At 61.0% G+C, this 22447-nt stretch carries 23 protein-coding genes; 10 read left to right on the forward strand and 13 right to left on the reverse strand.

Annotated elements, in window-relative coordinates:
* Positions 1-39: 39 nt before the first annotated feature.
* On the reverse strand, positions 40-2451 hold the full coding sequence (gene hrpB, locus ABD815_RS06890; RefSeq protein ID WP_344845826.1) for an ATP-dependent helicase HrpB: 2412 nt from the start codon (positions 2449-2451) through the stop codon (positions 40-42).
* Between the two features lie 130 nt (positions 2452-2581).
* Between hrpB and meaB the strand changes: the two genes are divergently transcribed.
* From meaB to ABD815_RS06915, 5 genes are all read left to right on the forward strand, one after another.
* A complete protein-coding gene (gene meaB, locus ABD815_RS06895) occupies positions 2582-3565 on the forward strand; it encodes a methylmalonyl Co-A mutase-associated GTPase MeaB (protein ID WP_344845469.1) in 984 nt (327 codons plus the stop codon).
* 240 nt (positions 3566-3805) lie between these two features.
* Positions 3806-4093, forward strand: a complete 288-nt coding sequence (gene rpmB, locus ABD815_RS06900; protein WP_344845471.1) for a 50S ribosomal protein L28 — start codon at positions 3806-3808, stop codon at positions 4091-4093.
* Between the two features lie 89 nt (positions 4094-4182).
* Entirely contained in the window at positions 4183-4905 is a 723-nt protein-coding gene (locus ABD815_RS06905; RefSeq protein WP_344845475.1) for a heparan-alpha-glucosaminide N-acetyltransferase, read from the forward strand.
* A gap of 53 nt (positions 4906-4958) precedes the next feature.
* On the forward strand, positions 4959-5309 hold the full coding sequence (locus ABD815_RS06910) for a hypothetical protein (RefSeq protein ID WP_344845478.1): 351 nt from the start codon (positions 4959-4961) through the stop codon (positions 5307-5309).
* Between the two features lie 36 nt (positions 5310-5345).
* Complete coding sequence (locus tag ABD815_RS06915; protein WP_425549849.1) at positions 5346-5882, forward strand: copper chaperone PCu(A)C; 537 nt, start codon at positions 5346-5348, stop codon at positions 5880-5882.
* 45 nt (positions 5883-5927) lie between these two features.
* On the opposite strand, the gene ABD815_RS06920 is transcribed toward ABD815_RS06915, so the two are convergent.
* Positions 5928-6617 (reverse strand): NAD-dependent deacylase, encoded by a 690-nt coding sequence (locus ABD815_RS06920; protein ID WP_344845482.1) that lies wholly within the window; start codon positions 6615-6617, stop codon positions 5928-5930.
* Positions 6618-6695: 78 nt separating this feature from the next.
* Here ABD815_RS06920 and ABD815_RS06925 point away from each other — a divergent pair, with 78 nt between their 5' ends.
* Positions 6696-7445 (forward strand): hypothetical protein, encoded by a 750-nt coding sequence (locus ABD815_RS06925; protein WP_344845484.1) that lies wholly within the window; start codon positions 6696-6698, stop codon positions 7443-7445.
* Here the strand turns inward: ABD815_RS06925 and ABD815_RS06930 are convergent.
* The 5 genes from ABD815_RS06930 to ABD815_RS06950 form a co-directional block, all read right to left on the reverse strand.
* A complete protein-coding gene (locus ABD815_RS06930) occupies positions 7442-8092 on the reverse strand; it encodes a DUF4336 domain-containing protein (RefSeq protein ID WP_344845487.1) in 651 nt (216 codons plus the stop codon). The genes ABD815_RS06925 and ABD815_RS06930 overlap by 4 nt on opposite strands.
* A gap of 70 nt (positions 8093-8162) precedes the next feature.
* Positions 8163-8477 carry a hypothetical protein gene (locus ABD815_RS06935; protein WP_344845489.1) on the reverse strand — a complete coding sequence of 105 codons (315 nt, stop codon included), beginning with the start codon at positions 8475-8477 and terminating at the stop codon, positions 8163-8165.
* 85 nt (positions 8478-8562) lie between these two features.
* Positions 8563-9957 carry a sensor domain-containing diguanylate cyclase gene (locus ABD815_RS06940; protein ID WP_344845492.1) on the reverse strand — a complete coding sequence of 465 codons (1395 nt, stop codon included), beginning with the start codon at positions 9955-9957 and terminating at the stop codon, positions 8563-8565.
* A 160-nt stretch (positions 9958-10117) separates the two neighbouring features.
* Positions 10118-11656: a hypothetical protein gene (locus ABD815_RS06945; RefSeq protein WP_344845496.1), complete on the reverse strand. Its 1539-nt coding sequence runs from the start codon at positions 11654-11656 to the stop codon at positions 10118-10120.
* A gap of 156 nt (positions 11657-11812) precedes the next feature.
* Positions 11813-12634, reverse strand: a complete 822-nt coding sequence (locus ABD815_RS06950; RefSeq protein ID WP_344845500.1) for a M48 family metalloprotease — start codon at positions 12632-12634, stop codon at positions 11813-11815.
* Between the two features lie 228 nt (positions 12635-12862).
* Here ABD815_RS06950 and lepA point away from each other — a divergent pair, with 228 nt between their 5' ends.
* A complete protein-coding gene (gene lepA, locus ABD815_RS06955; protein WP_344845505.1) occupies positions 12863-14662 on the forward strand; it encodes a translation elongation factor 4 in 1800 nt (599 codons plus the stop codon).
* Positions 14663-15128: 466 nt separating this feature from the next.
* Here lepA and ABD815_RS06960 read toward each other — a convergent pair whose 3' ends face one another.
* Both ABD815_RS06960 and ABD815_RS06965 read right to left on the reverse strand, forming a co-directional pair.
* On the reverse strand, positions 15129-16061 hold the full coding sequence (locus ABD815_RS06960) for a hypothetical protein (RefSeq protein ID WP_344845509.1): 933 nt from the start codon (positions 16059-16061) through the stop codon (positions 15129-15131).
* A 218-nt stretch (positions 16062-16279) separates the two neighbouring features.
* Complete coding sequence (locus ABD815_RS06965) at positions 16280-16693, reverse strand: hypothetical protein (protein ID WP_344845512.1); 414 nt, start codon at positions 16691-16693, stop codon at positions 16280-16282.
* A 197-nt stretch (positions 16694-16890) separates the two neighbouring features.
* Between ABD815_RS06965 and ABD815_RS06970 the strand changes: the two genes are divergently transcribed.
* Positions 16891-17076 carry a CTP synthetase gene (locus ABD815_RS06970; RefSeq protein ID WP_344845514.1) on the forward strand — a complete coding sequence of 62 codons (186 nt, stop codon included), beginning with the start codon at positions 16891-16893 and terminating at the stop codon, positions 17074-17076.
* Here ABD815_RS06970 and ABD815_RS06975 read toward each other — a convergent pair.
* Positions 17073-17840 (reverse strand): alpha/beta fold hydrolase, encoded by a 768-nt coding sequence (locus ABD815_RS06975; protein WP_344845517.1) that lies wholly within the window; start codon positions 17838-17840, stop codon positions 17073-17075. The genes ABD815_RS06970 and ABD815_RS06975 overlap by 4 nt on opposite strands.
* Before the next feature lie 53 nt (positions 17841-17893).
* Between ABD815_RS06975 and ABD815_RS06980 the strand changes: the two genes are divergently transcribed.
* Positions 17894-18265: a ferredoxin reductase domain-containing protein gene (locus tag ABD815_RS06980; RefSeq protein WP_344845520.1), complete on the forward strand. Its 372-nt coding sequence runs from the start codon at positions 17894-17896 to the stop codon at positions 18263-18265.
* Between the two features lie 53 nt (positions 18266-18318).
* Here the strand turns inward: ABD815_RS06980 and ABD815_RS06985 are convergent, their stop codons facing one another.
* Together ABD815_RS06985 and glyA are read right to left on the reverse strand one after the other, a co-directional pair.
* Positions 18319-19143 (reverse strand): DUF481 domain-containing protein, encoded by an 825-nt coding sequence (locus ABD815_RS06985; RefSeq protein WP_344845523.1) that lies wholly within the window; start codon positions 19141-19143, stop codon positions 18319-18321.
* A gap of 255 nt (positions 19144-19398) precedes the next feature.
* Positions 19399-20694 (reverse strand): serine hydroxymethyltransferase, encoded by a 1296-nt coding sequence (glyA, locus tag ABD815_RS06990; protein WP_344845526.1) that lies wholly within the window; start codon positions 20692-20694, stop codon positions 19399-19401.
* 260 nt (positions 20695-20954) lie between these two features.
* Here glyA and ABD815_RS06995 point away from each other — a divergent pair, with 260 nt between their 5' ends.
* Positions 20955-21713 (forward strand): NAD kinase, encoded by a 759-nt coding sequence (locus ABD815_RS06995; protein WP_344845528.1) that lies wholly within the window; start codon positions 20955-20957, stop codon positions 21711-21713.
* A gap of 6 nt (positions 21714-21719) precedes the next feature.
* Here the strand turns inward: ABD815_RS06995 and ABD815_RS07000 are convergent, their stop codons facing one another.
* On the reverse strand, positions 21720-22298 hold the full coding sequence (locus ABD815_RS07000; protein WP_344845531.1) for a helix-turn-helix domain-containing protein: 579 nt from the start codon (positions 22296-22298) through the stop codon (positions 21720-21722).
* Positions 22299-22447: the final 149 nt, after the last annotated feature.

Raw genomic sequence — 22447 nt, forward strand, 5'->3', positions numbered from 1 at the left:
CACCGCCAAGGCTGCGTGCGAAAAATTCTCGCCCCATTCTCAGGTCCCGCGCCGTTTTGCGCGCAGCGTCGGGTCGGCCTCGGTCGGATCCTCGGGCCACGGATGGCGCGGATAGCGCCCGCGCATGTCCTTGCGCACATCCCCGTAGGAGGTCTTCCAGAACCCCGGCAAATCGGTCGTCACCTGCAACGGGCGATGCGCCGGAGAGGTCAGCGTCACCTTCAACGGCACCCGTCGCGCGCCCACCGTGGGATGCACCGTGGTGCCGAAAAACTCCTGTATGCGCGCGGTAATCTCGGGCGTCTCCCCGTCATATTCAATCGGAATGCGCCGCCCGAGGGGGCTCACAAAATGGCTCGGCACCTCGCGGTCCAGCCGGCTCATCTGGTCCCAATCGAGCATCGCACGCAACGCCTCTGTGGTGTCGAGCGCGCGCAACTGCGCCTCCGTGCGCGCACCGCCGAGATGCGGGGCGAGCCAGTCCTCCAACCCCGCCAAAAGCGCCTCATCGGACATGTCGGGATAACCCTCCCCCATCAACGCCACCCGCGCGGCAAACCGGCGCGCCGCGGGCGTCCACGGCAGACCGATCTGGCGCAACCCCTCCATCGCCGCCCCCGCCATCGCCTCTGCAGGCGCTTCGCTCCACGGGCGCGACACCAACACGAGCGCGCCGAACCGCTCCTCGCGCGTCGCCAGAACCCGCCCCTCGCGGCGCGACCACGCGCAGGCCTCGACCCAATGGATATGCGCCCCGTAAAGCGCGCGCAGTTCGCCCTCCGAAATCACCGCCGCCTGCCGGATCCGCGCCTCGCGCGCCGCCCCATCCGTGTCGGTCACCACGATCAACCGCTGCGCGGCGAGCGTATCACCATCATCCATCACCGCGCCCTTGCCACCCGACATCACATAGCGCGCGCTGTCGCCTTTGCGCCGCAATCCGATCCGGTCGGGATAGGCCAGCGCCGCCATTTCCCCCACGCTCATCGCCGCACGCTTGGGTAGGCCCTTGGCCAACCGCTTGGCCTCTTGTCTGACCCGCGCCAAGGCCCCGCGATCGGCCCGCGCATCCCCGCGCGCCACCGCATTCATGCGCACCGACAGGTCCACACCCGCCCCGCGCATCGGGTCGCGTTCGTTCAAAAGTGCCGCCAAAGGCGCCGCCTGCGCCCCTGCGATCTGTAGCATATGTCCAAGTCTCGGGTGCGTCGGCAAACCGGCCAGCGCCCGCCCATGCGCCGTAATCCGCCCCGCATCATCCAGCGCGTCGAGCGATTGTAGCAACGCGCGCGCCTCCGCCATCGGCCCCTCCGGCGGGGTCGTCAAAAACGCCAATTCCCCCGCCTGCGCCCCCCAAAGCGCCAGCTCCAAAACAAATCCCGTCAGGTCCGCGGTCTCGATTTCGGCGGGCGCAAACAGGGGCAGGGCACCTTCCTCCCCCTTGGTCCACAGGCGGTAACACACGCCCTCGCTCACCCGCCCCGCACGGCCACGGCGCTGCTCGGCCTCTGCGCGCGACACCCGTTCGGTCACCAGCCGCGACATGCCCGAGGACGGATCAAACCGCGCCCGTCGCGCCCGCCCGCCATCGACCACAATGCGCACATCCTCGATCGTCAGTGACGTCTCGGCAATTGAGGTCGCCAAGACCACCTTGCGCCCCTCACGACACGGCGCGACCGCCGCGCGCTGGGCGGCAAAATCCATCGCTCCGAACAGGGGGCGCACCACGCAATCCCCCGGCAACCGCCCCGCGAGCAATGCCTCCACCCGCCGGATTTCCCCCTCACCGGGCAAAAACACCAACGCCGATCCCGCCTGCGCCCCCACCGCCTCCACCACCAGATCGGCCACCGCCGCCTCATAGCGCACAGTCTTGGCCACCGGCACATCGCGCCACAGCGTCTCCACCGGATAGGCGCGCCCCTCAGAGTGCACCATCGGCGCATCGCCCAACATCGCCGCCACAGGGGCCGCATCCAAGGTCGCCGACATCACCACAATGGCCAAATCCTCGCGCAGCGCCTGACGCACCTCCCACACGAGCGCTAACCCCAGATCGGCGTTCAAACTACGCTCGTGAAATTCGTCGAAAATGACGCAACCGATGCCGGACAGTTCCGCATCGCTCTGCAACATCCGCGTCAGAATGCCCTCGGTCACCACCTCGATGCGGGTGTCGCGCGACACCTTCGCCTCGCCGCGCATCCGGTAGCCCACCGTGCCCCCGACCGCCTCGCCGAGGCTCGCCGCCATCCGCTCCGCCGCCGCGCGCGCCGCCAAACGACGCGGCTCCAACATCACGATCCGCCCCGTCACATCCTCCAACAACGCGAGAGGCACCCGCGTCGTCTTGCCCGCCCCCGGAGGCGCGACCAGAACCACACGGCCCTGCGCACGCACAGCCGCGCAGACCTCCCCCAGCACATCATCAATCGGCAGCCTGTCCATCCCGCGTTTATGGGCCATCGCGGCGACGCTTGAAAGGGGGGCGGGCAGGGGTGGACTTTGCCTGCCTTGGCGGTCAATTGTGGGGACCAAATGCGGGGGGCGATCGCGCCCTGAATGCCGGAAGTCTGCAATGGATATAGAACAACTCGCCCGCGACGTCTGCGATGGCAACCGACGCGCCCTCGCGCGCGCCATCACCCTCGTGGAAAGCTCGCGCGACGACCACCGCCGCGACGCCATCGCCCTCATGGACGCGCTCAGCCACACCGGCAAACAGGCCCTGCGCCTCGGCCTCTCGGGCACACCGGGGGTGGGCAAATCCACCCTGATCGAAAGCTTCGGCATGATGCTGATCCGCGAAGGGCTGCGCGTCGCCGTCCTCGCCGTCGATCCCTCCTCGGCGCGCACAGGCGGCTCGATCCTCGGCGATAAAACCCGCATGGAACTGCTCTCGCGCGAAGCAAACGCCTTTATCCGCCCCTCGCCGTCGCGCACCGAACTGGGCGGCGTGGCACGGCGCACCCGCGAAGCCGTGGCGCTATGCGAAGCGGCAGGCTACGACATCATCCTGATCGAAACCGTGGGCGTGGGCCAATCGGAAACCGTGGTCGCGCAGATGTCCGACATCTTCCTTCTCCTCCTCGCACCGGCGGGGGGCGACGAATTGCAGGGCGTCAAACGCGGCATCATGGAAATGGCCGACCTCATCGTGGTGAACAAAGCCGACGGAGACCTCGAACCCGCCGCCAAACGCACCTGCGCGGACTACAGCGGCGCACTCAGACTGCTGCGCAAACGCCCTCAGGACCCCGACGGCTTCCCCAAGGCGATGACCTGCTCCGCCCTCCAAGAATCAGGCATCACCCAAATCTGGGAAGACATCAAATTCCTCACCGCTTGGCGCCGCGAGCAGGGCCATTTCGACGCGCGCCGCGCCGAGCAGGCCGAATATTGGTTCGGTCAGGAAATCCGACAGGGGTTGCTCGCCCAACTCGACCGCGAACCCCTGCGCAGCCATGTTTTGTCGCTCACAAAACAGGTCGCAACCGGCACGCTCACCCCCTCTGGCGCCGCCGAGCAGGTGCTCGCCGCCCTGCGCCACGATACGCCCTAGAATGCGCGCCACGCGGTCTTGACGATTCTCTCGTGATCGCCTATGCACCGCGAACTGAATTTCGGGCGCTGCGCTTTTGCGGTGCCTTTCTCTGTTCAAATCGGTGAATTCGGGCGTGAACATGGGCCTTGGCCCTTGCGCTCCTCCGAATTTCCGCGCATATCCGGCGCCGATTAGACAGTTTAATGAGACCCGCGGTGGCGTAAACGCGCTGCCCGCTTGATAGACGAGGATGAACCCATGTCGCGCCGCTGCGAATTGACCGGTAAAGGCCCGATGTCTGGCAACAATGTCAGCCACGCTAAAAACCGTACCCGCCGCCGTTTCCTTCCGAACCTCAACGACGTGTCGTTGATGTCGGAAACTCTTGGCCGCACCATCAAATTCAAAATCTCCGCTGCCGCTCTGCGCACCGTTGATCACCGTGGTGGCCTCGACGCCTTCCTCGCGAAAGCGAAAGACGAAGAGCTGTCCGCCAACGCGCTGAAAGTCAAAAAAGAGATCTCCAAGGCAACTGCTGCCGCCTGATCTTTCGACGTTTCCACGTCTTGAACCCCGTGCCATAACTCTGGCGCGGGGTTTTTCGTCGTCCGCCCCCCTGACCTAGGAGCGAGAGCATGAGCCGCCCCCGCATCGCCGCCCTTGATCTGGCGCGCACCGCCGCGCTGCTCGGCATGGTCGCCTACCATTTCGTCTACGACCTCGCGCTGTTCAACTTCCTGCCCCCGCGCCAGCCCTTTACCCCGTTCTGGAAAGGCCTCGCGGTGCTCACGGCGGGCTCGTTCCTGTTCCTCGCGGGTGTCAGCCTCCACCTCGCCCATGCGCGCGGGCTGCGCTGGCCCGCCTTTCGCGCACGCCTGCTGCGCATCCTCGCCGCCGCGCTGCTGATCACCGTGGTGAGCTACCTCTACATGCCCGACCGCTTCATCCATTTCGGCATCCTGCACGCCATCGCGACCGCCTCCGTGATCGGTCTGGCCTTTCTGCGGGTGCCCGTCTGGGGGGTGATTCTCGCCGCAATCGCCGCCTTCTTCGCCCCGAACGTGCTCACCAGCGACTTCTTCTCACCTGACTATTGGCACTGGACCGGCCTTGCGCCAAAGGCCCGTCCCGCGCTCGATTTCGTGCCGCTCTTCCCGTGGATCGCACCGTTTCTGGCCGGCATGGCGGTCTCCAAAGCAGCCACCAACACGGGCCTCTGGACCGCTCTGCAAAGCCGCGCCACCCCTTCGCGCGCGATGCGCATTCTGGCATGGCCCGGGCGTCACACGCTGATCATCTACCTGCTCCACCAACCCCTGCTCGTGGGTCTCGTGGCGGGCGCGGCGGCGCTGGTCTAGGGCGCGCGCATCTGTCGCTTTCCATCCCCGCACACGCCGGATAAATTGCCGCCATGCGTCGTCACCTGACCCCGATCCTCGCGCTCCTGATGAGCCTTGTCATGCTCGCCTCCTCGGCCGGCACGGGCATGGCGCGTGGCCAGATGCGCGACGCGGCAGGCGCAATCGTGCTGTGCACAGGCTCCGGCTATGTCACCGTCGCGGTCGACGCCGATGGCCAACCCGTCGGCCCCCACCACATCTGCCCCGACTGCGTGATGCACGCGGGCGTCGATGCACCGTCCCCCTTCGTGCTGACCCCGCCGACCCGCGTGGCTCTGGCCCTCGATCCCGTCCAACAGGGCCTCACCCTCGCGGCACGGATCGCCCCGACACCCGCCGCGCGTGGTCCCCCAACCGCCTGAAATCTCACCCTCTTTCTCAGATTTCAGGATAAAAACATGACCATCAAAACACCCTTGCGCGCCGGGCTTTGCACCCTCGCACTCACCCTCCCGTTCTCCACGCCCGTCCTCGCCGATGACAGCACACATGACGGCATGAGCCACATCATGATCACCGACGCCTACGCGCGCGCCTCCGGCATGTCCGCCAAAGCGGGCGCGGCCTTCTTCGTGATCGAAAACCATACCGACACCGACGACCGCCTGATCGCGGCCGCCTCCGACATCGCCATGCGGGTCGAATTGCACACCCATATCGATGCCGGTGATGGCGTGATGCAAATGCGCCGCGTCGAGGGCGGCATCGCTGTCCCCGCAGGGGGCACCCACACCCTGATGCGCGGCGGAGACCACGTGATGTTCATGGGCCTCACCCGTCCGATGAGTGATGGCGACATGGTCACCGTGACGCTGACCTTCGAGGAAGCGGGCGAGATGACGCTCGACATCCCCGTCGATCTGACGCGCGCCGAAACCATGCCGATGAAGATGCCCGCCGATGGCACCGGCATGCAGCACGGCAAAACCAACTAAACGCTACGCGACACCAAAGGCGGCATCCCACGCGGTGCCGCCCACCTACCCCCCGATAATTTCCTCCACCCAATCGGGCACCAACCGCGACGCCGCCCCCTCGCGCACATCATCAAACCGCGCACCCGAAGCGGCGAGGTTGATCTCCAACGTCGCAATCCCGTGCTGCTGCGCCATCTGGCGAAACCCCGCCGCCGGATAGACCAACCCCGAGGTCCCGATCGCCACGAACAGATCGCTCTCCTCCAACGCCGCCCCAATGGCCTCCATGTGATAGGGGATTTCCCCGAACCACACGATGTCAGGGCGCGCCGTCGGCGCACCACAGGCCACACAAACCTCGCCCACCACCATCACCGCAGGCGCTTCCCAGCGATGCCCGCAGCGCGCACAGAGCGCCGAGTTCACCTCGCCATGCATGTGGATCACATCGCGCGCACCGCCCCGCTCCAACAGATCGTCGATGTTCTGCGTGACCAGATGCACAGGCGCGCCGTGATCGCGCTGAAGGCGCGCCAAAGCCTCATGCGCCGCGTTCGGCTGCGCCGCCGCCACACCCGCACGCCGCTCGTTGTAAAACCGCTGCACCAAGGCCGGATCCCGCGCAAAGGCCTCCGGCGTCGCCACATCCTCGACCCGATGCTCCTCCCACAGCCCGTCCTCGGCGCGAAAGGTCTTCAACCCGCTTTCCGCCGACAGACCCGCCCCCGAGAGGATGAATATCGCCTTACCCATGCATTTCCCTTTCGCCCGATGTCCCGCTTTCGCACTATACTGGGGCAGGGCGTGAAACACGGCAATGGGCGAGGGGCCATGATGCAGACCACAGCACGCAACCGCCACATCTGGCACAGGGTGCTGCGCGACGCGCGGGTGATCCTGTTTGCCTTCGCGCTGCCGCTCCTGCTGATCTTCGCGGCCTTCCTCATCGCCCAAAACATCGCCCCGCCGCTGATCGGCACCACGCCGCTGTGCACGACGACCCCCTTCGCGGGCTGCTTTTCGCTCTTCGTGGATACCTCGTTCGCGCAGGCCCTTCTGGGTGCCTCCTACGGCGCCATCGGGGCGCTGGCCGGATCACTCTACTTCGCGCGACGCGCAGAACGGCGCGCCACCACCGTGCAACTGCTCGAATCCATCACCAACAGCACCTTCGTCACCCAACGCCGCGAGGCCGCCGAATTCCTGCACGCGATGGGCTGGATCAACCCCGACGAAAGCCCCTCAGAGGCGCTCCTCGCCGCCAATCTCGACTTCCGCGCGCTGTTTTCGGGGGATTTCGCAGGCTACACAGCCGCCACCCATGGCGCGGGTATCACCGCCCTGCGCGCCGTCCTCGCCCGCCTCACGCTGGTCGGGGACATGGCAAACGCGCACCTCATCGACACCCGCATCGCGGCCAGCGGTATGTCGGGCTTCCTCGCGTCATGGTTGGAGTTTTTCAACGTGCTCGACGCCAATACCCGCGCGGGACCTTCCGAGACCCGCTGGCGCGCCACGCTAAGCGGGCTGGCGCATCTGCGCGACACATTCGGCCCCCTCGTAGAGCCGCGCGGGCCCTAAACCCCGAGCCAGCGAAAGGCGCGCTTCAACTCGCCCGTGCCATCGCTCTCGTACCACCGCCCATGCGACAGGATCACCTTTTCAGGCGCCCATGAAATCACTTCGCGGATCACCTCGCGCGCTTTTCGCCGCGATTTGAACGTGTTGCGCATGTCGATCGGGGCCTTCCCGTCGGGGTCGAGGTTGCCGGCAATGCGAAACAGAACCGCCTTGATGCGCCCCACCTTGGCGGGTTCGAAATTCTCGATCAAATCGGTTAGCACCAAGACTTTGGAGGGGATGTGATAAAACACCACCTCGTGCAAAAACCGGTGCCCCTTGACCACGCGCTGGCGGATCACATCGCGCCACGCCTCAGGCGCCTCATCGTCCAGAATGACGTGGGTGGGGAAGGGGGTGTTGTTCTTTTTCGCGCGCGCGGCCACGCCCGGCGCGGCATAGACCGCCGCCTCGGGAAACCGCTCGCTCCATGTTTGCACGGAGACATAATGGATCGGATTGGGCGCGATCAGCCACGCAACCTCGCCCATATCCGCCAATTCGCGCAGCAATCCCTCATCGGGCGCAATCGGGCTATGCACCCAAAGCTGCGCCCCGATCCGAACCACCGTCATGCGCGTGGGAAACGCGACACCGTAAAACGGCACAGGCGGGCCATCTGCGATCCAGATGTCCCTGCCGACAGGTTTTAATGTGTTTAGCGGATGGTAAAGCGCATCAGCCACAATAGGCGGCAGCGGAGTTCCCGAACGCCTTATAGCGCTTCCAGAATGTCTCGTGGCTGCGGTTATCGGACTGGCGCGTGTCCTGCGCCTTCTGCGGGTCCTTAAAGAACTTTGCCGCACGGCGCTGTTCGCTTCCCGACAGGGTCGCATCGGCAACCTGTTGGATACAACCGCACAACGGACGGCTCGCGCCACTGCGCCCCGAGGCCAAACACGCACGCTCGATCGCGCCCGCGGTGGCGGGGAGGGGGGTTACATACCCCGTGGCGATGGTCGCCAGGATGACACCAATTTTAATCGTTTTCATAGCTCTGCCTCATTCCTATGGCCGGTTCATGCCGGTCTGTTTGTAGATAGGATTGGGAATACTGTGCCAAAAAACGCCGCGCAGATCAACGTGCCCGTGAGATTTCCTGCGCGTGAACACGCCGAGCATCGCAACTGCGGTTCCGCCCCTCCGATTTCGCCTGATAGAGCGCGATGTCGGCGCGCGTGATCCAATCCTTGATCGACTCCATCGAGGAATCGTAGATCGAAAAGCCGATGCTGATCGTGGTTCTGATCGTCTGACCGTCGTGCTCCACCTCCATCGTGCCAATCAGACTGACGAGATATTCGGCAAAGCGTTCGGCCGTAATCGGGTGCATCCCGGGCATGATGGCGCAGAATTCCTCGCCCCCCACCCGCGCGAGCATATCGTCGGCACGCACGTTATCGCGCAGCACCTGACCCAGCTTGGCCAGCACCTTGTCACCGGCTTCGTGACCGTAGGTGTCATTGATCGATTTGAAGTAATCCAGATCCAACATAAAGGCCGCGCCGATATTGTTGCGCCGCGTCGCCAGCCACGCCGCCCGCTTTCCCCGTTCGAACCCGAGCTTGTTTTGCATTCCGGTCAGGAAATCCGTCTCCGCGCGCTGCGCCAGTCGCGCCATCGACCGCTCGACGCTCAACTCCTGCGACACCCATGCCGCAAACAGGAGAATCATCTCCTTGTCGTGGTGGGTAAAGGGCTCGCGCGCCTCGGCCGCCGAGAAATTCAACGTGCCGAACCGCGTGCCCTCGACGATGATCGGCACCCCGATGTAGGACTCCAGTTTGAACATCTCGTAGCAGGGATGGGTGCGGATCTCCGAATTCCCCGCCCTGTGAAACATCTTCGGACCATCGGCCGTCAGCGTATGCGTGCAATAGGTCGACCCGAGGTCGAAACTCACCCCCGGCTCCAAGGCGTCATCGGGGCTCACGCAGTGCAGAACCGAATATTGATCGCCCTCGATCAGGCTGACGATGCCCACATCGAGATCATAATGCCTACACCCGATTTCGAGGATTTTCTGAATTTTATCGGTCCGCGACAGCTCCGCATCAGAGGTAATCGCATAGAGCGAATGCAGCGTCTGCGACAGGTGTTGTTGCTCCGACATATCGCGCACCAACCCGAAATAGCCACGCACCTCGCCGTCTTCATCCACCATCCGCCCGCCGGTAATCTCGGCGGGGAACACTTCGCCCGACTGCCTTTTGAAATTCACGTAGGAATTGGTCGGCGTCATGACCGTCGCGCTTTTATCGCGCTCGCGGCCGATCCTCTCATGGTCCTGTTTGCTGGCATAGAGAATGTCGGTGCTGCGCCCCACCAGGTCCTCGGACTCGTAGCCGAACCCCGCCTTGGCGGCTTTGTTCATCCAGAAGATATGGCGATTTTCATCCGCCACGACGGCGTATTCAGCGCTAGCCCCATAGTGGAATTCGAGCAGGACAGGGTCCAGTGCAAGCTTGCTCATGGGCAAATCGCCCGACTGTTCAACGTCTCGCACCATCTATCAAACTCACAGGACCATCCAGTTGAAACACACTAAGAAACAAGTGGTTAACGAAAAGTTAACGGTGCCGTTGCGGCAGTAACACTTTCGCGTGTCGGCGCGAACAATTCGCCTAAAACCCTCATCGAATGATCCCGAAAATCCCCTCCAGCAAAATCTGGAACTCGACCATCAACACCTGATAGCTCGACAATACCATCGCCACGCCACTGTCACGGAAAACCCATACCAGCAGGGCCAAAGGCACCATCACCACCATCAAGGACACCGCCCACAACGCCGCAAGCCCCGCGATGGCCCCCCCCAACTGCCCCAAATCACCGCGCCCGGCGCGCAACTCGCGACGCACCGACACAATCCGCGCACTCAACCCGTCACGCAGCCCGCGCGGCATCACCGCCTGCAGGCTCAGCGAGGCCACCAGAAAATGCACAAACGTCGGCAGGGCGGTCGAAAACAGCATCACGTAAATCCACCACGTCTTGGACAGATCGCGAATGGTCAAAAACACCCCGTCGATATCCACGAAACTCACCCCCGACAGCCATTCGATGACCGTCAGCACGGTGATGAACGCAATCCCGAGCCCGACAAAGAACACACAGGCCATCACCGCATCAACCACCCCCCAGAGCAACGGGTGCGACCGCAACCCCCGCGTCGCCGTCGCCAAGGTCGTGGCCACACCGAAACTGTCAAACACCGCATTCACCATCGGCGCCACAGCCAGAAAGAAGAAGATCGACGTCCAACCCGACGATCGCAAAGGCTCCTCATCCCACCCGAGCAACCCCGCCGCCCCGATCAGCACAACCGTATAGATCGCCACGATCAAAGGCGCTCGCCACGCCGCGCGCACCCGCATCAGCGCGGTCTCCGAAAACCCCGCCGTGCCGAGCAGAATGACCGCCAATCCGGCCACAGACCCCGTGCCCAAAATCGCCACACCCACAGCAATCCCGAGCGCGCTCACCCCCGACACAGCCACCACAATCGCACTGGCCAGAACAATCGCCAAAGGCACCGCAATCTCGGTCGCCTTGGAATAGACCAACGCCGCCGCCAACCCGAAGGCGACATAGGCCAGGGTCAACGGAAAACGCTGCAAAAAACTGTTCTTGGGGGCCAGTGAACTGAACTGGCTGGAAAAAACCACCAACCCCGTCAGAACCAAGGTCGCAGGCCCGATCCACCACGGATCCGGCGGCGTCAAAACCCACCGCTCCCCGATATAGGCCCCCTCGCTGCCAAAGGCCCACGCCATGATGAACAGCAAATAGGGATAGACCACCGCCAACTGCATGGTGCGGTCAAACATCCCGAAACTCATCGATCCGAAAAACAACCGCCCCGCACTCGCCCGCTCGCCATCAGGCGTGTCCGCAGGATCATCGACGCGGAAAAATTCCCGCAACCGGCGCAGATACATCTCCAACGCCATCGCATAAAGCGCGTGGTAGCGGTCAATCCGCAGGCCCAGAATGACCCGCTCGCCAACGCCATGGTGCAAAACCGCAAAAGCCGCCACAGCCAGAAACCCCGCCGCAAAGACAATCACCGCCCCGACCAGGCCCCAGCCCACAGACACAAAAACGCCCGCCACCGCCACCAAACCCGCCGCCAAAAACCCGACGTATCGCCCCGCCCCAGAAATATCCATCCGCCCACGTCTCTCAGCTTTTCCCCAACAGGAACAGACTGAAGCCCCTGTGGCAACTGTTAAGCCCCTGAATCCCTTAAGTCGCGTCAGGTCACCACCCACGCCGTGGACGCAAATCGCGAGCGAAATGTATCCACGTTTGACGAGGGCCGACGCCTATTTCTGTTGGAGGCCACCCCCGGCTTCAATTTCGCGCATTGTCGCGAGAACCGTCGCCAGCCGCTTTTCATCCGGTGGATGCGTGCCCCAGAACGACAGGTTTCCGGCCTCGGTGCGCACATCTTCGGGCCGCGCAAAATATTGTGCGCCTTTCACGGGGTCATAACCGGCAGTCTTCGCGATGTATGTGCCCAATGTATCACTCTCCAGCTCATAGGTCTGCGAATAGGCGATAGAGCCGAGCGCGGCCCCGATTTCGACGTTCCGGCTGACGGCATTAGGATCGTAATACTGTCCCGCAGCTGCCGCATTGGCATTCGCATAGGCCGCCAATGCGCCCATGATAAGTGCGCCTGCGACGGCCTGTTGCTCCTGTTTTTCGATGTGGCGGCCAATCAAGTGACCGAATTCATGGCTCAGCACGAAGGCAACTTCGTCATCACTCTGCGTGTCCATCAGCAACGGCATCGATATCCGGATCACGGGGTCGCCGTTCACATGGGTGAAATATGCGTTGCGCTCCTTCATTTTCGTGTCGATCCCGACATCCACGGAACAATTGAAGTCTTCGCGGTCCGCCGTGGCCGCTTCACAGACCTTCTTGCCTGCGGGCGCCACGCGCCGTGCAACGCGCTGGAACCGGCTTTGCGCCGCCGATTGTGAAAGTGACACGCTCACAGGCTCTGCACGCGCGGCTGCGAACATTTTTGTAGCTGTCTCGGTGTCGCCCTCTCCAACCTGCGGTATCGAAAAGGACGTGCCACAAGCCGCCAACAGCGGAATCATCAATGATAATAGCAATGCATTTCTGAAATTCATTTGAGTCCCCATAGGTGTGAATAATATCCATGGTTTAGCCTCGATCGTCCTTCGTCAATAACCACATTGGGAACAGGTTAATCCCGCGACGGTTTTGGGGATTCTGGGCAACCCCGCCGCCCAGAAGTCGCAAAACTGCAGCACGGAGTCGCCGTAACCACCCCCCTTGCCATTCCCGCCCTTTGCCCGCATAGAAATCAGCTAATCCAAACGCGCCAAAGGCCCGCCATGACCGAGCTGAAAAACATCCGCAACTTTTCCATCGTGGCTCACATCGACCACGGGAAATCCACCCTTGCCGACCGGCTGATCCAGCTGACCGGAACCGTGGCCGAACGCGATATGAAGGCCCAGATGCTCGACGCCATGGACATCGAACGCGAACGCGGCATCACCATCAAAGCCAACTCGGTGCGCATCGAATACCCCGCCAAAGACGGGCAGACCTATATCCTCAACCTCATCGACACCCCCGGCCACGTCGACTTCGCCTATGAGGTCTCCCGCTCCATGCAGGCCGTCGAAGGCTCGCTGCTCGTCGTGGACGCCTCCCAAGGGGTCGAGGCGCAAACGCTCGCCAACGTCTACCAGGCCATCGACGCGGACCACGAAATCGTCCCCGTGCTGAACAAAATCGACCTCCCCGCCGCCGAACCCCAACGCGTGCGCGAAAACATCGAGGACGTGATCGGCATCGACGCCTCCGACGCGGTCGAAATCTCCGCCAAAACCGGCCTCGGCATCCCCGACGTCCTAGAGGCCATCGTCCACCGCCTTCCCGCCCCCAAGGGCGAGCGCGACGCGCCCCTCAAAGCGATGCTGGTGGACTCATGGTACGACCCCTACCTCGGCGTCGTCGTCCTGATCCGCGTCATGGATGGCGTGGTCAAAAAGGGCGACCAGATCAAAATGATGCGCGCCGGCGCGACCTATAAAATCGAAAAACTCGCCGTCCTCAAACCGCAGATGGTCGACATCTCCGAACTCGGCCCCGGCGAAATCGGCGTCTTCACCGCCCAGATCAAACAGGTCCGCGACACCAAGGTCGGCGACACCATCACCCACGACAAAAAACCCTGCGCCACTCCGCTGCCGGGCTTTAAACCCTCCATCCCCGTCGTCTTCTGCGGCCTCTTCCCCGTGGACGCCAACGACTTCGAAGACCTGCGCGACGCGATCGAAAAACTCCAACTCAACGACGCCTCCTTCTCCTCGGAAATGGAAACCTCCGCAGCGCTGGGCTTCGGCTTTCGCTGCGGCTTCCTCGGCCTCCTCCACCTCGAAGTGATCCGCGACCGCCTCGAGCGCGAATACAACCTCGACCTGATCACAACCGCCCCCTCCGTGGTCTACAAAATCCACATGAAAAACGGCGACGTCGAAGACCTCCACAACCCCGCCGACATGCCCGACCTCACCTACGTCGACCACATCGAGGAACCGCGCATCAAAGCCACCATCATGGTGCCCGACGAATACCTCGGCGACGTCCTCAAACTCTGTCAGGACCGCCGCGGCATCCAACTCGACCTCACCTACGCAGGTCCGCGCGCCATGGTCGTCTACGACCTGCCGCTCAACGAAGTTGTGTTCGATTTTTACGACCGCCTCAAATCCGTGACCAAAGGATACGCCTCCTTTGATTACCAGTTCACCGAATACCGCGAAGACAACCTCGTCAAAATGCAGGTCCTCGTGAACGACGAACCCGTCGACGCCCTCTCGATGATGGTCCACAGGGACCGCGCCGAAATGCGCGGCCGCGCCATGTGCGAAAAACTCAAAGACCTCATCCCCCGCCACATGTTCAAAATCCCGATCCAGGCGGCCATCGGCGGCAAAGTCATCGCCCGCGAAACCCTCTCGGCCCTGCGCAAAGACGTAACCGCCAAATGCTACGGCGGCGACGCCACACGCAAAAAGAAACTGCTCGAAAAGCAGAAAGCCGGTAAGAAAAAGATGCGCCAGTTCGGCAAAGTCGAAATCCCGCAGGAAGCATTTATAAGCGCCTTGAAAATGGACAGCTAAAGCTGACCATTTCCAAGGCGACGGTGGGTGGCAGGGTGTTTCAAAGAAACACCCGTACCCACACAGTGGAATAGGGCGCACCAAACACCCCCCCCCACACTCCCACACTCCCACACCAAACCCCAACAACCCAAAGGCCGCCCACAAGGCGGCCTTTTTGTTCGGGTGGGGAGCGAATACCGTCGGCGGTTTGGGGGTGTCCCAAGACGCGGTTCACGTGTGGCGCTTAGAAAAATTAGGGCCCCACCAATGGTGGGGCCGCCTATGTGTGCAGACTCAGCTCAGCAGCCAGTGCCGCCACCTGTTCCAAATTTAGCCATTGGTTTTCCTCTACATGTCGCCGTTTGCGACCTAACGAACTGTTATGTAGCCGTCCGTTGGGTCATTTCTACGGCAATTGATGCCATACTTTCAACACTTTTTGTTGAACCGAGTCTTAACGTCGGGGGCGCGGGGATGAAATACATTAGGTTTCCTGTGCATCTATCGGATTCCACCAGATAAATAGGCCGTTTTTGGGTAGGAGTGTTTGGTCAATCCGAACAGTGCGGCAGCAGTCCGCGCCGTTGGGGCCAAAGTCTGCATCGAACTTGTTGGCGGGATGCACGGGCTCGATGAAAAGCTTATAGACCATTGGATCGTACCTCATTTTGAGCTCCAAATTTTCACAAATTGAACTCGACTGGAAAAGGTCGTTGTCGGTTACGCGCTTCACTTGAACATATGTGGCGCGTACTCGAACCTCCTTCCCAGGAGCAAAGTCACGGGGCACACGAAATTTGTGCTGACCAACGGCATCTGGCGCAGCATGATCATACTTAGAAAAATCCTCATGTGGGATGGTTTGATCGTCAATAACCAAGGATTGAAGCCCGCATCCGTCATACTTGGGCGCATCAAAACCCGACACCTCGGAGTAGTAAAATTTTATATCGTGTTTGATCGTTCTGTCGGAGACATTTTTAAGCGCATAATCGAACTCGCAACGCATCTTGATCCAGCCACTTTGGTCTATTGGTGCCAGCAATTCGTAATCAAGTTTCTGATAAGTTTTTATTATTGGCTCTCTGAATACGAAATCTTCGAGAACTTGAAATGCGCTTCTCGGGAAGTTCACGTTATAAAGATATCGAAACACGTTTTGGCTCATCACTTGAGCTTGTCTTTGAGTATACTGATCGTATTCTTCTCTAGCTTTGACTTCGACTATGCTCGCGACCACCCATGCAATAACAAGGGCGAACCCAATTTCCATCGGCAGTCCCGACAAAAGCTTTTCCAGCCAACTTTTAGGTGGATGGCTGACAATCCAAATGAGAGCTATCACAATGAAAAAAAAGCCAAAAATGGCTGTCCAGTTGTTGGATAGAACGCGTATCCAAGCTCTATCTATTTTCATTTGGGCATCCTCCAAAAATTCCGATGATAATATGAAAATTTTTATACATTGCAAGGGAGGCACGCGCCTGAGAATTTTCAACCAGATTGGCCGGCGCTCTGGCTAAATCAACCCAAATTACCGTCCACCAAATCTCCGCCCATAAACCGGCGCCCACAAGTGTGTGGGCGCGTTCGCGGCTGAAACGCCGCCCCACGGCGTTTCCAGGCGCCGCTCACTCACAACTCCACCCGCCCCGACAAATCCTCTTTCGGGGCTTCGACCTCGTAGGTTTCCGACCGCTCGGCCCCGCCCTCGTCGAACCGGCGTAGCCATGACCAGAAGCGGTTCCATTTGCCGTCCAGACCCAGTTTGCGCGTCTCGGCGGCGACCTCGGCCACCTCGGCGTAATGGGCCTTCATTTCCGGCGCGACCTCTCCGGGGCGCTTGCCGCCCAGATCGGGGTCCTTCGCCCCCATCTCCTCATCGGCCTCCGCCTCCCAGATCCGGAACAGGTCGTCGAATGACACGAGCGCCACGCGCCCGCGCCCGTAGCGGCTTAGCACCACCTGTGCCTCGCCCTTTTCGACCAGATCGACCAGTTTCGTCATCTCCGCGCGAAAGCGGGAGGTGCGCACGCTGAGGTATTGCATCGGGGCTCTCCTTTAAAACATGTAAAACACGTAAAACGGGGGGCAGGGCGGTTTGTAAAACCCTGCCAACTCGCGCCACAATGTCGTTAAAATGTTTAAAGCTTCGCGCCCCGAGCGCGCGCTTGATCCCGATCAAGGCAGTTTCCCCGATCCCCCCTAGTCTCCCATTCGCGCGCACGCATATGTTGGAGATTGCCATGACACGGCTCGCCGGAATCCTGTTTTCGATCATCGCCACATCCCTCATGGGAATCGCGATTATCGTCGCCCTGACCGTGGGTCAGGACACCCTACGCCCCATCCTCATCGCCGCCGCGATAGGATTTATCGCCGCGTTTCCAATAACTTGGGTGATAGCCAAGAAAATAACCGAGGCTGGCTAAGCGGCGTCAACCGCCTCCATCCACGCCCGACAGGCCGCCTCGAACTCGCGCGGCTTTTCGGCGTGCAACCAATGCCCCGCACCGGGGATGGAGGCGAATTTTGCTTTTGGAAACAATGCCTTGGTCGCATCCCGCTGGTCGCGCGACACATAGGTGCTCTCGCCCCCCGACAGGAAAAACGAAGGCCCCTCAAAACGCCCCGAAACATCCGGCCACCCGACGATAGACCCCATCTCGGCCTCCAGAACATCATGGTTCAACAGCCATTTATTGTTTTTAATATCAATGCTTTGCAGCAAAAACGCCCGCACCCCATCGTCCGCAATCTCGGGGCGCAAAATCTCGTCCGCCTCTGATCGCCGCGTCACCGCTTTCGGGTCAACCTTGCGCATCGCATCGATCAGGTGGGTGTTGTCATGCCCATAGGTAACCGGCGAAATATCCGCCACAATCAATGACTTAAGATGTTCAGGATGCTCAAGCGCCAGCATCATCGCCGCCTTGCCCCCCATCGAATGCCCCAAAACATGCGCCGGTCCATGGACCTTTAGAACTTCGGCCAGATCAGCGGCCATATCGGCGTAACTCTGGGTCGAAAACCGCGCGCTTTCGCCGTGGTTGCGCATGTCCACAGTCACCACAAGCCTTTGATCCGAAAGTCTTTTCGCGATCACACTCCAATTGCGCGCAGAGCCGAACAGACCATGCGCAATCAACAGGGGCGGGCGCTCGGTAGGCGAGCCGGAAAGGACAATATTCAACATGCGCTCAGAGATAGCGGCTTGGCGGACCTGCCGAAAGCCCCTAAAACGCGGATATGTCCGAGGATTTCGCTGATAAAACCGAAGAATTGACCGCTCTGTTGCGGGATCGTCTCGGCGTGCGCGCAGGGTCGGATTTCCCGTCGAAAATCGCCAAGGCAGGCCGCCGTCTCCCCCGCTGGGCGCGCCGCGACGCCCGCGTGATCGTAGAGGCTATGTCATTACAATCGCACCCGAAATTGGCGGTGCAGGTCAACCACACCCGCGTCGATCGCGCCCATCGCAACCTCAAATCCCATCTCGAAGCCGTTGATCCGTGGCTTCGCCGTAAGGGCAAAATCCTCGACCTTCTCGCGCTGGTCGCCTTCGGGATTTTCGTGGCCGTTGGCTGTGCCCTCGCCTTTATGATCTGGCGCGGGCTGATATAAAAACGCGCCGCGGGGAAACCCCGCGGCGCGCTAATTTTACCAATCAAATCAGATTAGTAGTTGTAGACCAGCGACACACCAAAGGTGTTGTCGGTGTCTTCATACCCATCGAGAGGATCCGTGTGGAACTCGGTCTGGATGCTGGTTTTGATTGCGAGGTTGTTGGCAACCGCAACAGTCAGGCCCAGATCGTTGATGACCGATGTATCGCTTTCGGAAGTGATGATGTCGGTATCGTTGATGAAGTACACAGTCTCGGAGAGCTGCTGGCGGTAGTTGGACGAAAGCGCGAATGCTGCTTCGTCAAATTCGCCGTCCACAACGTCTGTGAGGGACGCTACGCGGTAGCCGGGGCCACCCTGTACAGTCCAACGTGTTTTCGCGTTGTCGAATACGCGGTAACCAGCACCGACGCCTACGAAGTAGTCGCTCTCATAGGAAGAGAACGCGTCAACTGTACCCTGCACTTTGGCAAAGCCGTAGAAGCGTGGGTTGAAGTCACGGGTGTACTGGGCGTCGAAGAACAGGCTCTCTTCGGTCGCAGCGCCGCTGTCTTCTGCGTAGTCGTAGTTGACTTCCAGCGAGTAACCGTTGGTGCCGTCAAAGTACGCCATTTCAGCGCCAACGCCGAGGTCGACTGTGTCGGCGTTGCCGGACGCAGCGCTTGCACGCAGTGCGACGGAGCCGGAGAAGCCGAGTTTGCGGCCTTCGTTGCCCACAGCTTCGGGAGCTGTGTCAAAATCATCGTCGATCGCTTCGCGCAAATCTTCGTTGCGGTCAGTCGCGGTGTCAGTGCCATCAAAGGCGGTCTGTGCGAATGCAGCGGATCCAACGGAAAGGCCCGCAATCATTGCGAGAGTGAGGTTAAGTGTTTTCATAGGGGTACCCTTTTTACTCTGAAGAATTCAGACTTACACTGCGCTTCACATAAGCCTTACGCGGCGCAGGCAAAGGGGGAATCGCATCATTATTTTGGCACAGGCGCGTTTTGGCCGACGCAGGCAAATTCGTGAGGCGACTTAGCGCCTATTCCTGAAAAAAATCGTTTATTTGTGGTTATTTAGGCACGATTTCGAAAAAACGGCGCCGGGATGGAACCCGACGCCGTTACGGTCAACTGAAGCAATCCGTGATCAAAGGTCGGGGTAGAGCGGGAAGCGCGCGCACAGGGCCTCGACTTCGGCTTTTACCTTGGCTTCAACCTCGCCATTTCCGTCCTCGCCATTGGCTGCGAGTCCGTCAACAACCTCCACAATCCAGTCCGCGATCTGACGGAATTCGGCCACGCCAAAACCACGGGTCGTGCCCGCAGGTGTGCCCAGACGGACGCCCGATGTGACCATCGGCGGCTCGGGGTCAAAGGGGATGCCGTTCTTGTTGCAGGTGATATGCGCGCGGCCCAATGCGTTCTCGGTCGCGTTGCCTTTGACGCCCTTGGGGCGCAGGTCAACGAGCAGGACGTGGGTGTCCGTGCCGCCGGTCACGATGTCGAGACCGCCCTTCATCAACTGATCGGCGAGCGCTTGGGCGTTCTCGATCACCTGCGCGGCGTAGCTTTTGAATTCGGGGCGCAGGGCTTCGCCAAAGGCCACGGCTTTCGCCGCGATCACATGCATCAGCGGGCCACCCTGAATACCGGGGAAGATGGCCGAGTTCACCTTTTTCGCGATCTCGACGTCATTGGTCAGAATCATCCCGCCACGCGGGCCGCGCAGGGTTTTATGCGTCGTCGTGGTGACCACATCTGCATGGGGGAAGGGCGAGGGGTGCTGGCCACCGGCGACGAGACCGGCGAAGTGGGCCATGTCCACCATCAGGTAGGCGCCGACGCTATCGGCGATCTCGCGGAATTTCGCAAAGTCCACCTGACGCGGGATGGCGGACCCACCCGCGATGATGAGTTTGGGTTTATGTTCGAGGGCCAGTTCCTGCACGGCATCATAGTCGATGCGCTGGTCCTGCTGGCGTACGCCATACTGGATCGCGTTGAACCATTTGCCCGACTGGTTCGGCTTGGCCCCGTGGGTGAGGTGACCACCGGCGTCCAGAGACATGCCGAGGATGGTGTCACCAGGCTGCAGGAGCGCTGTAAACACGCCCTGGTTGGCCTGAGAGCCCGAGTTGGGCTGTACGTTGGCGTATTTGCAGCCAAAGAGTTCTTTCGCGCGATCACGTGCGAGGTTCTCGGCGATGTCCACATACTGACAACCACCGTAGTAGCGCCGCCCCGGGTAGCCTTCGGCGTATTTGTTGGTCAGCACCGACCCTTGGGCTTCCATGACGGCGGCCGAGACGATGTTTTCGGAGGCGATCAGTTCGATCTCGTCGCGTTGGCGGCCGAGTTCGTCGGTCATGGCGGAAAATAGTTCGGGATCACGGCTGGACAGCTTTTCGGTGAAAAAGCCTGCGTCGCGGACGTTAGAAGTCATTGGCATCTCTCCTTGGCAGCGGGGAAGGTCGCCGACCTCTTAGCCAACCTGTCACAAATGGAAAAGGCGTATTGCGTGCATAATGAAGATGAACATCGCATCAAAGCGCAATGGAGCACCTGCGATGCATGCCCGACACGCCTTTCGCGGCGATCCCGACCCATTCATGAAACCGCGTGAAATTGGGTGGGGCATTTGCTAGGCAGGAGGGCGGCCTGTGAAAAAATCTTTCGACGGGCACCCATAGAACGGAAGCGGTCATGGTAAAATTCGCGATTGTCGCCAGCGAAACGCAGGTTGCCCAAAGGGCGCTCGAACGCCTCGAAGCGCGCTATGCACCTGTGCCGCTGGCAGACGCGGACATCATCGTCGCCCTTGGCGGGGACGGGTTCATGTTGCAAACGCTGCACGGGACCATGGACCTCGATACGCCGGTCTACGGAATGAATTGCGGCTCTGTCGGGTTCCTGATGAACGAATTTCAGGAAGACGGCCTGATCGCGCGGCTGCGTGACGCCGAAGAAGCCGTCATCAACCCGCTGCGGATGGTTGCGGGCGGTGTGGACGGCGAGGAACGGCGTGCCTTGGCGATCAACGAGGTGTCATTGCTGCGCGCAGGGCCGCAGGCGGCAAAACTGCGCGTGTCGATTGATGGCAAGGTTCGCATGGATGAACTGGTCTGCGACGGGGCGCTGGTGGCGACACCGGCGGGGTCGACGGCCTATAACTACTCGGCCCGTGGTCCTATTCTGCCGATCGGCTCGGAGGTTCTGACCCTCACCGCAATGGCCGCGTTCCGACCCCGTCGGTGGCGTGGGGCGCTTTTGCCCAAAAACGTGACCGTGCGCTTTGATACGCTGGAGCCGGAAAAGAGGCCCGTGATGGCCGATGCGGATTCACGATCCGCAGGCAATGTCCTCTGGGTCGAAATCGCGTCGGATTCGACGGTCAATCACCGCATTCTTTTCGACCCCGGTCATGGTTTGGAAGAACGGCTCCTGCGCGAGCAATTCACCTAAATTCGTTCACTGTCGTTTGCGACTCCGCGGCGGCTCACCCCAGCTTTCGAGTTTGCGATAGAGTGTGGAGGGCGACACGTTCAGCGCACGCGCGGCTTTTGGAATCGATCCCCTAGCGTCTTCGATGGCCGCCTGCACGGCTGTTCGTTCGATTTGGGCGAGTGTCATGCCTTTGAACGGATTGGCGGCGAAACTGTTGGGCTCGCTGCCGCGGCGCACACACCGTAGCGCTTTGGAAAGGCGATCAAATGGCGGGGGTATAAAGAAGTACTCGCTCGCCCCTGCATTCGTGGCCGCGGGGATGTGTTCGGCGTCCAGAAAATGCGCGCAGATAAAAACATTCGTGCGGGGTGCATGCGTCTTCACGCGCGCGATGAGGTCAAGCGTGACCTCGGGCGAAGGGGACGACAGGTCGACACAGGTTACAATGGGTGACAGCTCAGTGGCGGATGACACAGCGTCTTCAAAGGGGGCAAAGACGACCATCTCGCCTTGGGCATGCCATGACCGCGCGCCTTCTGAAAATGGGTTGTTCGGGCTCTCGATGATGAGGATGGGGGCTGTGGGGCTAAGTGTTTCGGTCATTAAAATCTCAAATAAGTACTTAAAATATCAAATGATTGTGTCGAAAGGAAATGGTCGTATCAATGCCTGAGGGTCGTGGTGGCGGTGATTTGGTTAACGACGTGTTGCGCGGTTGCACAGCATCGGGGCGTGTCTGCGACCATTGCGGT

It is taken from the genome of Celeribacter arenosi (genome assembly GCF_039539485.1).
Taxonomy (GTDB): Bacteria; Pseudomonadota; Alphaproteobacteria; order Rhodobacterales; family Rhodobacteraceae; genus Celeribacter; species Celeribacter arenosi.

Bases quoted from the DNA above. Each gene is read 5' to 3' on its own strand.
- hrpB (WP_344845826.1), bottom strand. From the start codon at position 2,451: ATGGACAGGCTGCCGATTGATGATGTGCTGGGGGAGGTCTGCGCGGCT.
- meaB (WP_344845469.1), top strand. From the start codon at position 2,582: ATGGATATAGAACAACTCGCCCGCGACGTCTGCGATGGCAACCGACGC.
- rpmB (WP_344845471.1), top strand. From the start codon at position 3,806: ATGTCGCGCCGCTGCGAATTGACCGGTAAAGGCCCGATGTCTGGCAAC.
- ABD815_RS06905 (WP_344845475.1), top strand. From the start codon at position 4,183: ATGAGCCGCCCCCGCATCGCCGCCCTTGATCTGGCGCGCACCGCCGCG.
- ABD815_RS06910 (WP_344845478.1), top strand. From the start codon at position 4,959: ATGCGTCGTCACCTGACCCCGATCCTCGCGCTCCTGATGAGCCTTGTC.
- ABD815_RS06915 (WP_425549849.1), top strand. From the start codon at position 5,346: ATGACCATCAAAACACCCTTGCGCGCCGGGCTTTGCACCCTCGCACTC.
- ABD815_RS06920 (WP_344845482.1), bottom strand. From the start codon at position 6,617: ATGGGTAAGGCGATATTCATCCTCTCGGGGGCGGGTCTGTCGGCGGAA.
- ABD815_RS06925 (WP_344845484.1), top strand. From the start codon at position 6,696: ATGATGCAGACCACAGCACGCAACCGCCACATCTGGCACAGGGTGCTG.
- ABD815_RS06935 (WP_344845489.1), bottom strand. From the start codon at position 8,477: ATGAAAACGATTAAAATTGGTGTCATCCTGGCGACCATCGCCACGGGG.
- ABD815_RS06940 (WP_344845492.1), bottom strand. From the start codon at position 9,957: ATGAGCAAGCTTGCACTGGACCCTGTCCTGCTCGAATTCCACTATGGG.
- ABD815_RS06945 (WP_344845496.1), bottom strand. From the start codon at position 11,656: ATGGATATTTCTGGGGCGGGGCGATACGTCGGGTTTTTGGCGGCGGGT.
- ABD815_RS06950 (WP_344845500.1), bottom strand. From the start codon at position 12,634: ATGAATTTCAGAAATGCATTGCTATTATCATTGATGATTCCGCTGTTG.
- lepA (WP_344845505.1), top strand. From the start codon at position 12,863: ATGACCGAGCTGAAAAACATCCGCAACTTTTCCATCGTGGCTCACATC.
- ABD815_RS06960 (WP_344845509.1), bottom strand. From the start codon at position 16,061: ATGAAAATAGATAGAGCTTGGATACGCGTTCTATCCAACAACTGGACA.
- ABD815_RS06965 (WP_344845512.1), bottom strand. From the start codon at position 16,693: ATGCAATACCTCAGCGTGCGCACCTCCCGCTTTCGCGCGGAGATGACG.
- ABD815_RS06970 (WP_344845514.1), top strand. From the start codon at position 16,891: ATGACACGGCTCGCCGGAATCCTGTTTTCGATCATCGCCACATCCCTC.
- ABD815_RS06975 (WP_344845517.1), bottom strand. From the start codon at position 17,840: ATGTTGAATATTGTCCTTTCCGGCTCGCCTACCGAGCGCCCGCCCCTG.
- ABD815_RS06980 (WP_344845520.1), top strand. From the start codon at position 17,894: ATGTCCGAGGATTTCGCTGATAAAACCGAAGAATTGACCGCTCTGTTG.
- ABD815_RS06985 (WP_344845523.1), bottom strand. From the start codon at position 19,143: ATGAAAACACTTAACCTCACTCTCGCAATGATTGCGGGCCTTTCCGTT.
- glyA (WP_344845526.1), bottom strand. From the start codon at position 20,694: ATGACTTCTAACGTCCGCGACGCAGGCTTTTTCACCGAAAAGCTGTCC.
- ABD815_RS06995 (WP_344845528.1), top strand. From the start codon at position 20,955: ATGGTAAAATTCGCGATTGTCGCCAGCGAAACGCAGGTTGCCCAAAGG.
- ABD815_RS07000 (WP_344845531.1), bottom strand. From the start codon at position 22,298: ATGACCGAAACACTTAGCCCCACAGCCCCCATCCTCATCATCGAGAGC.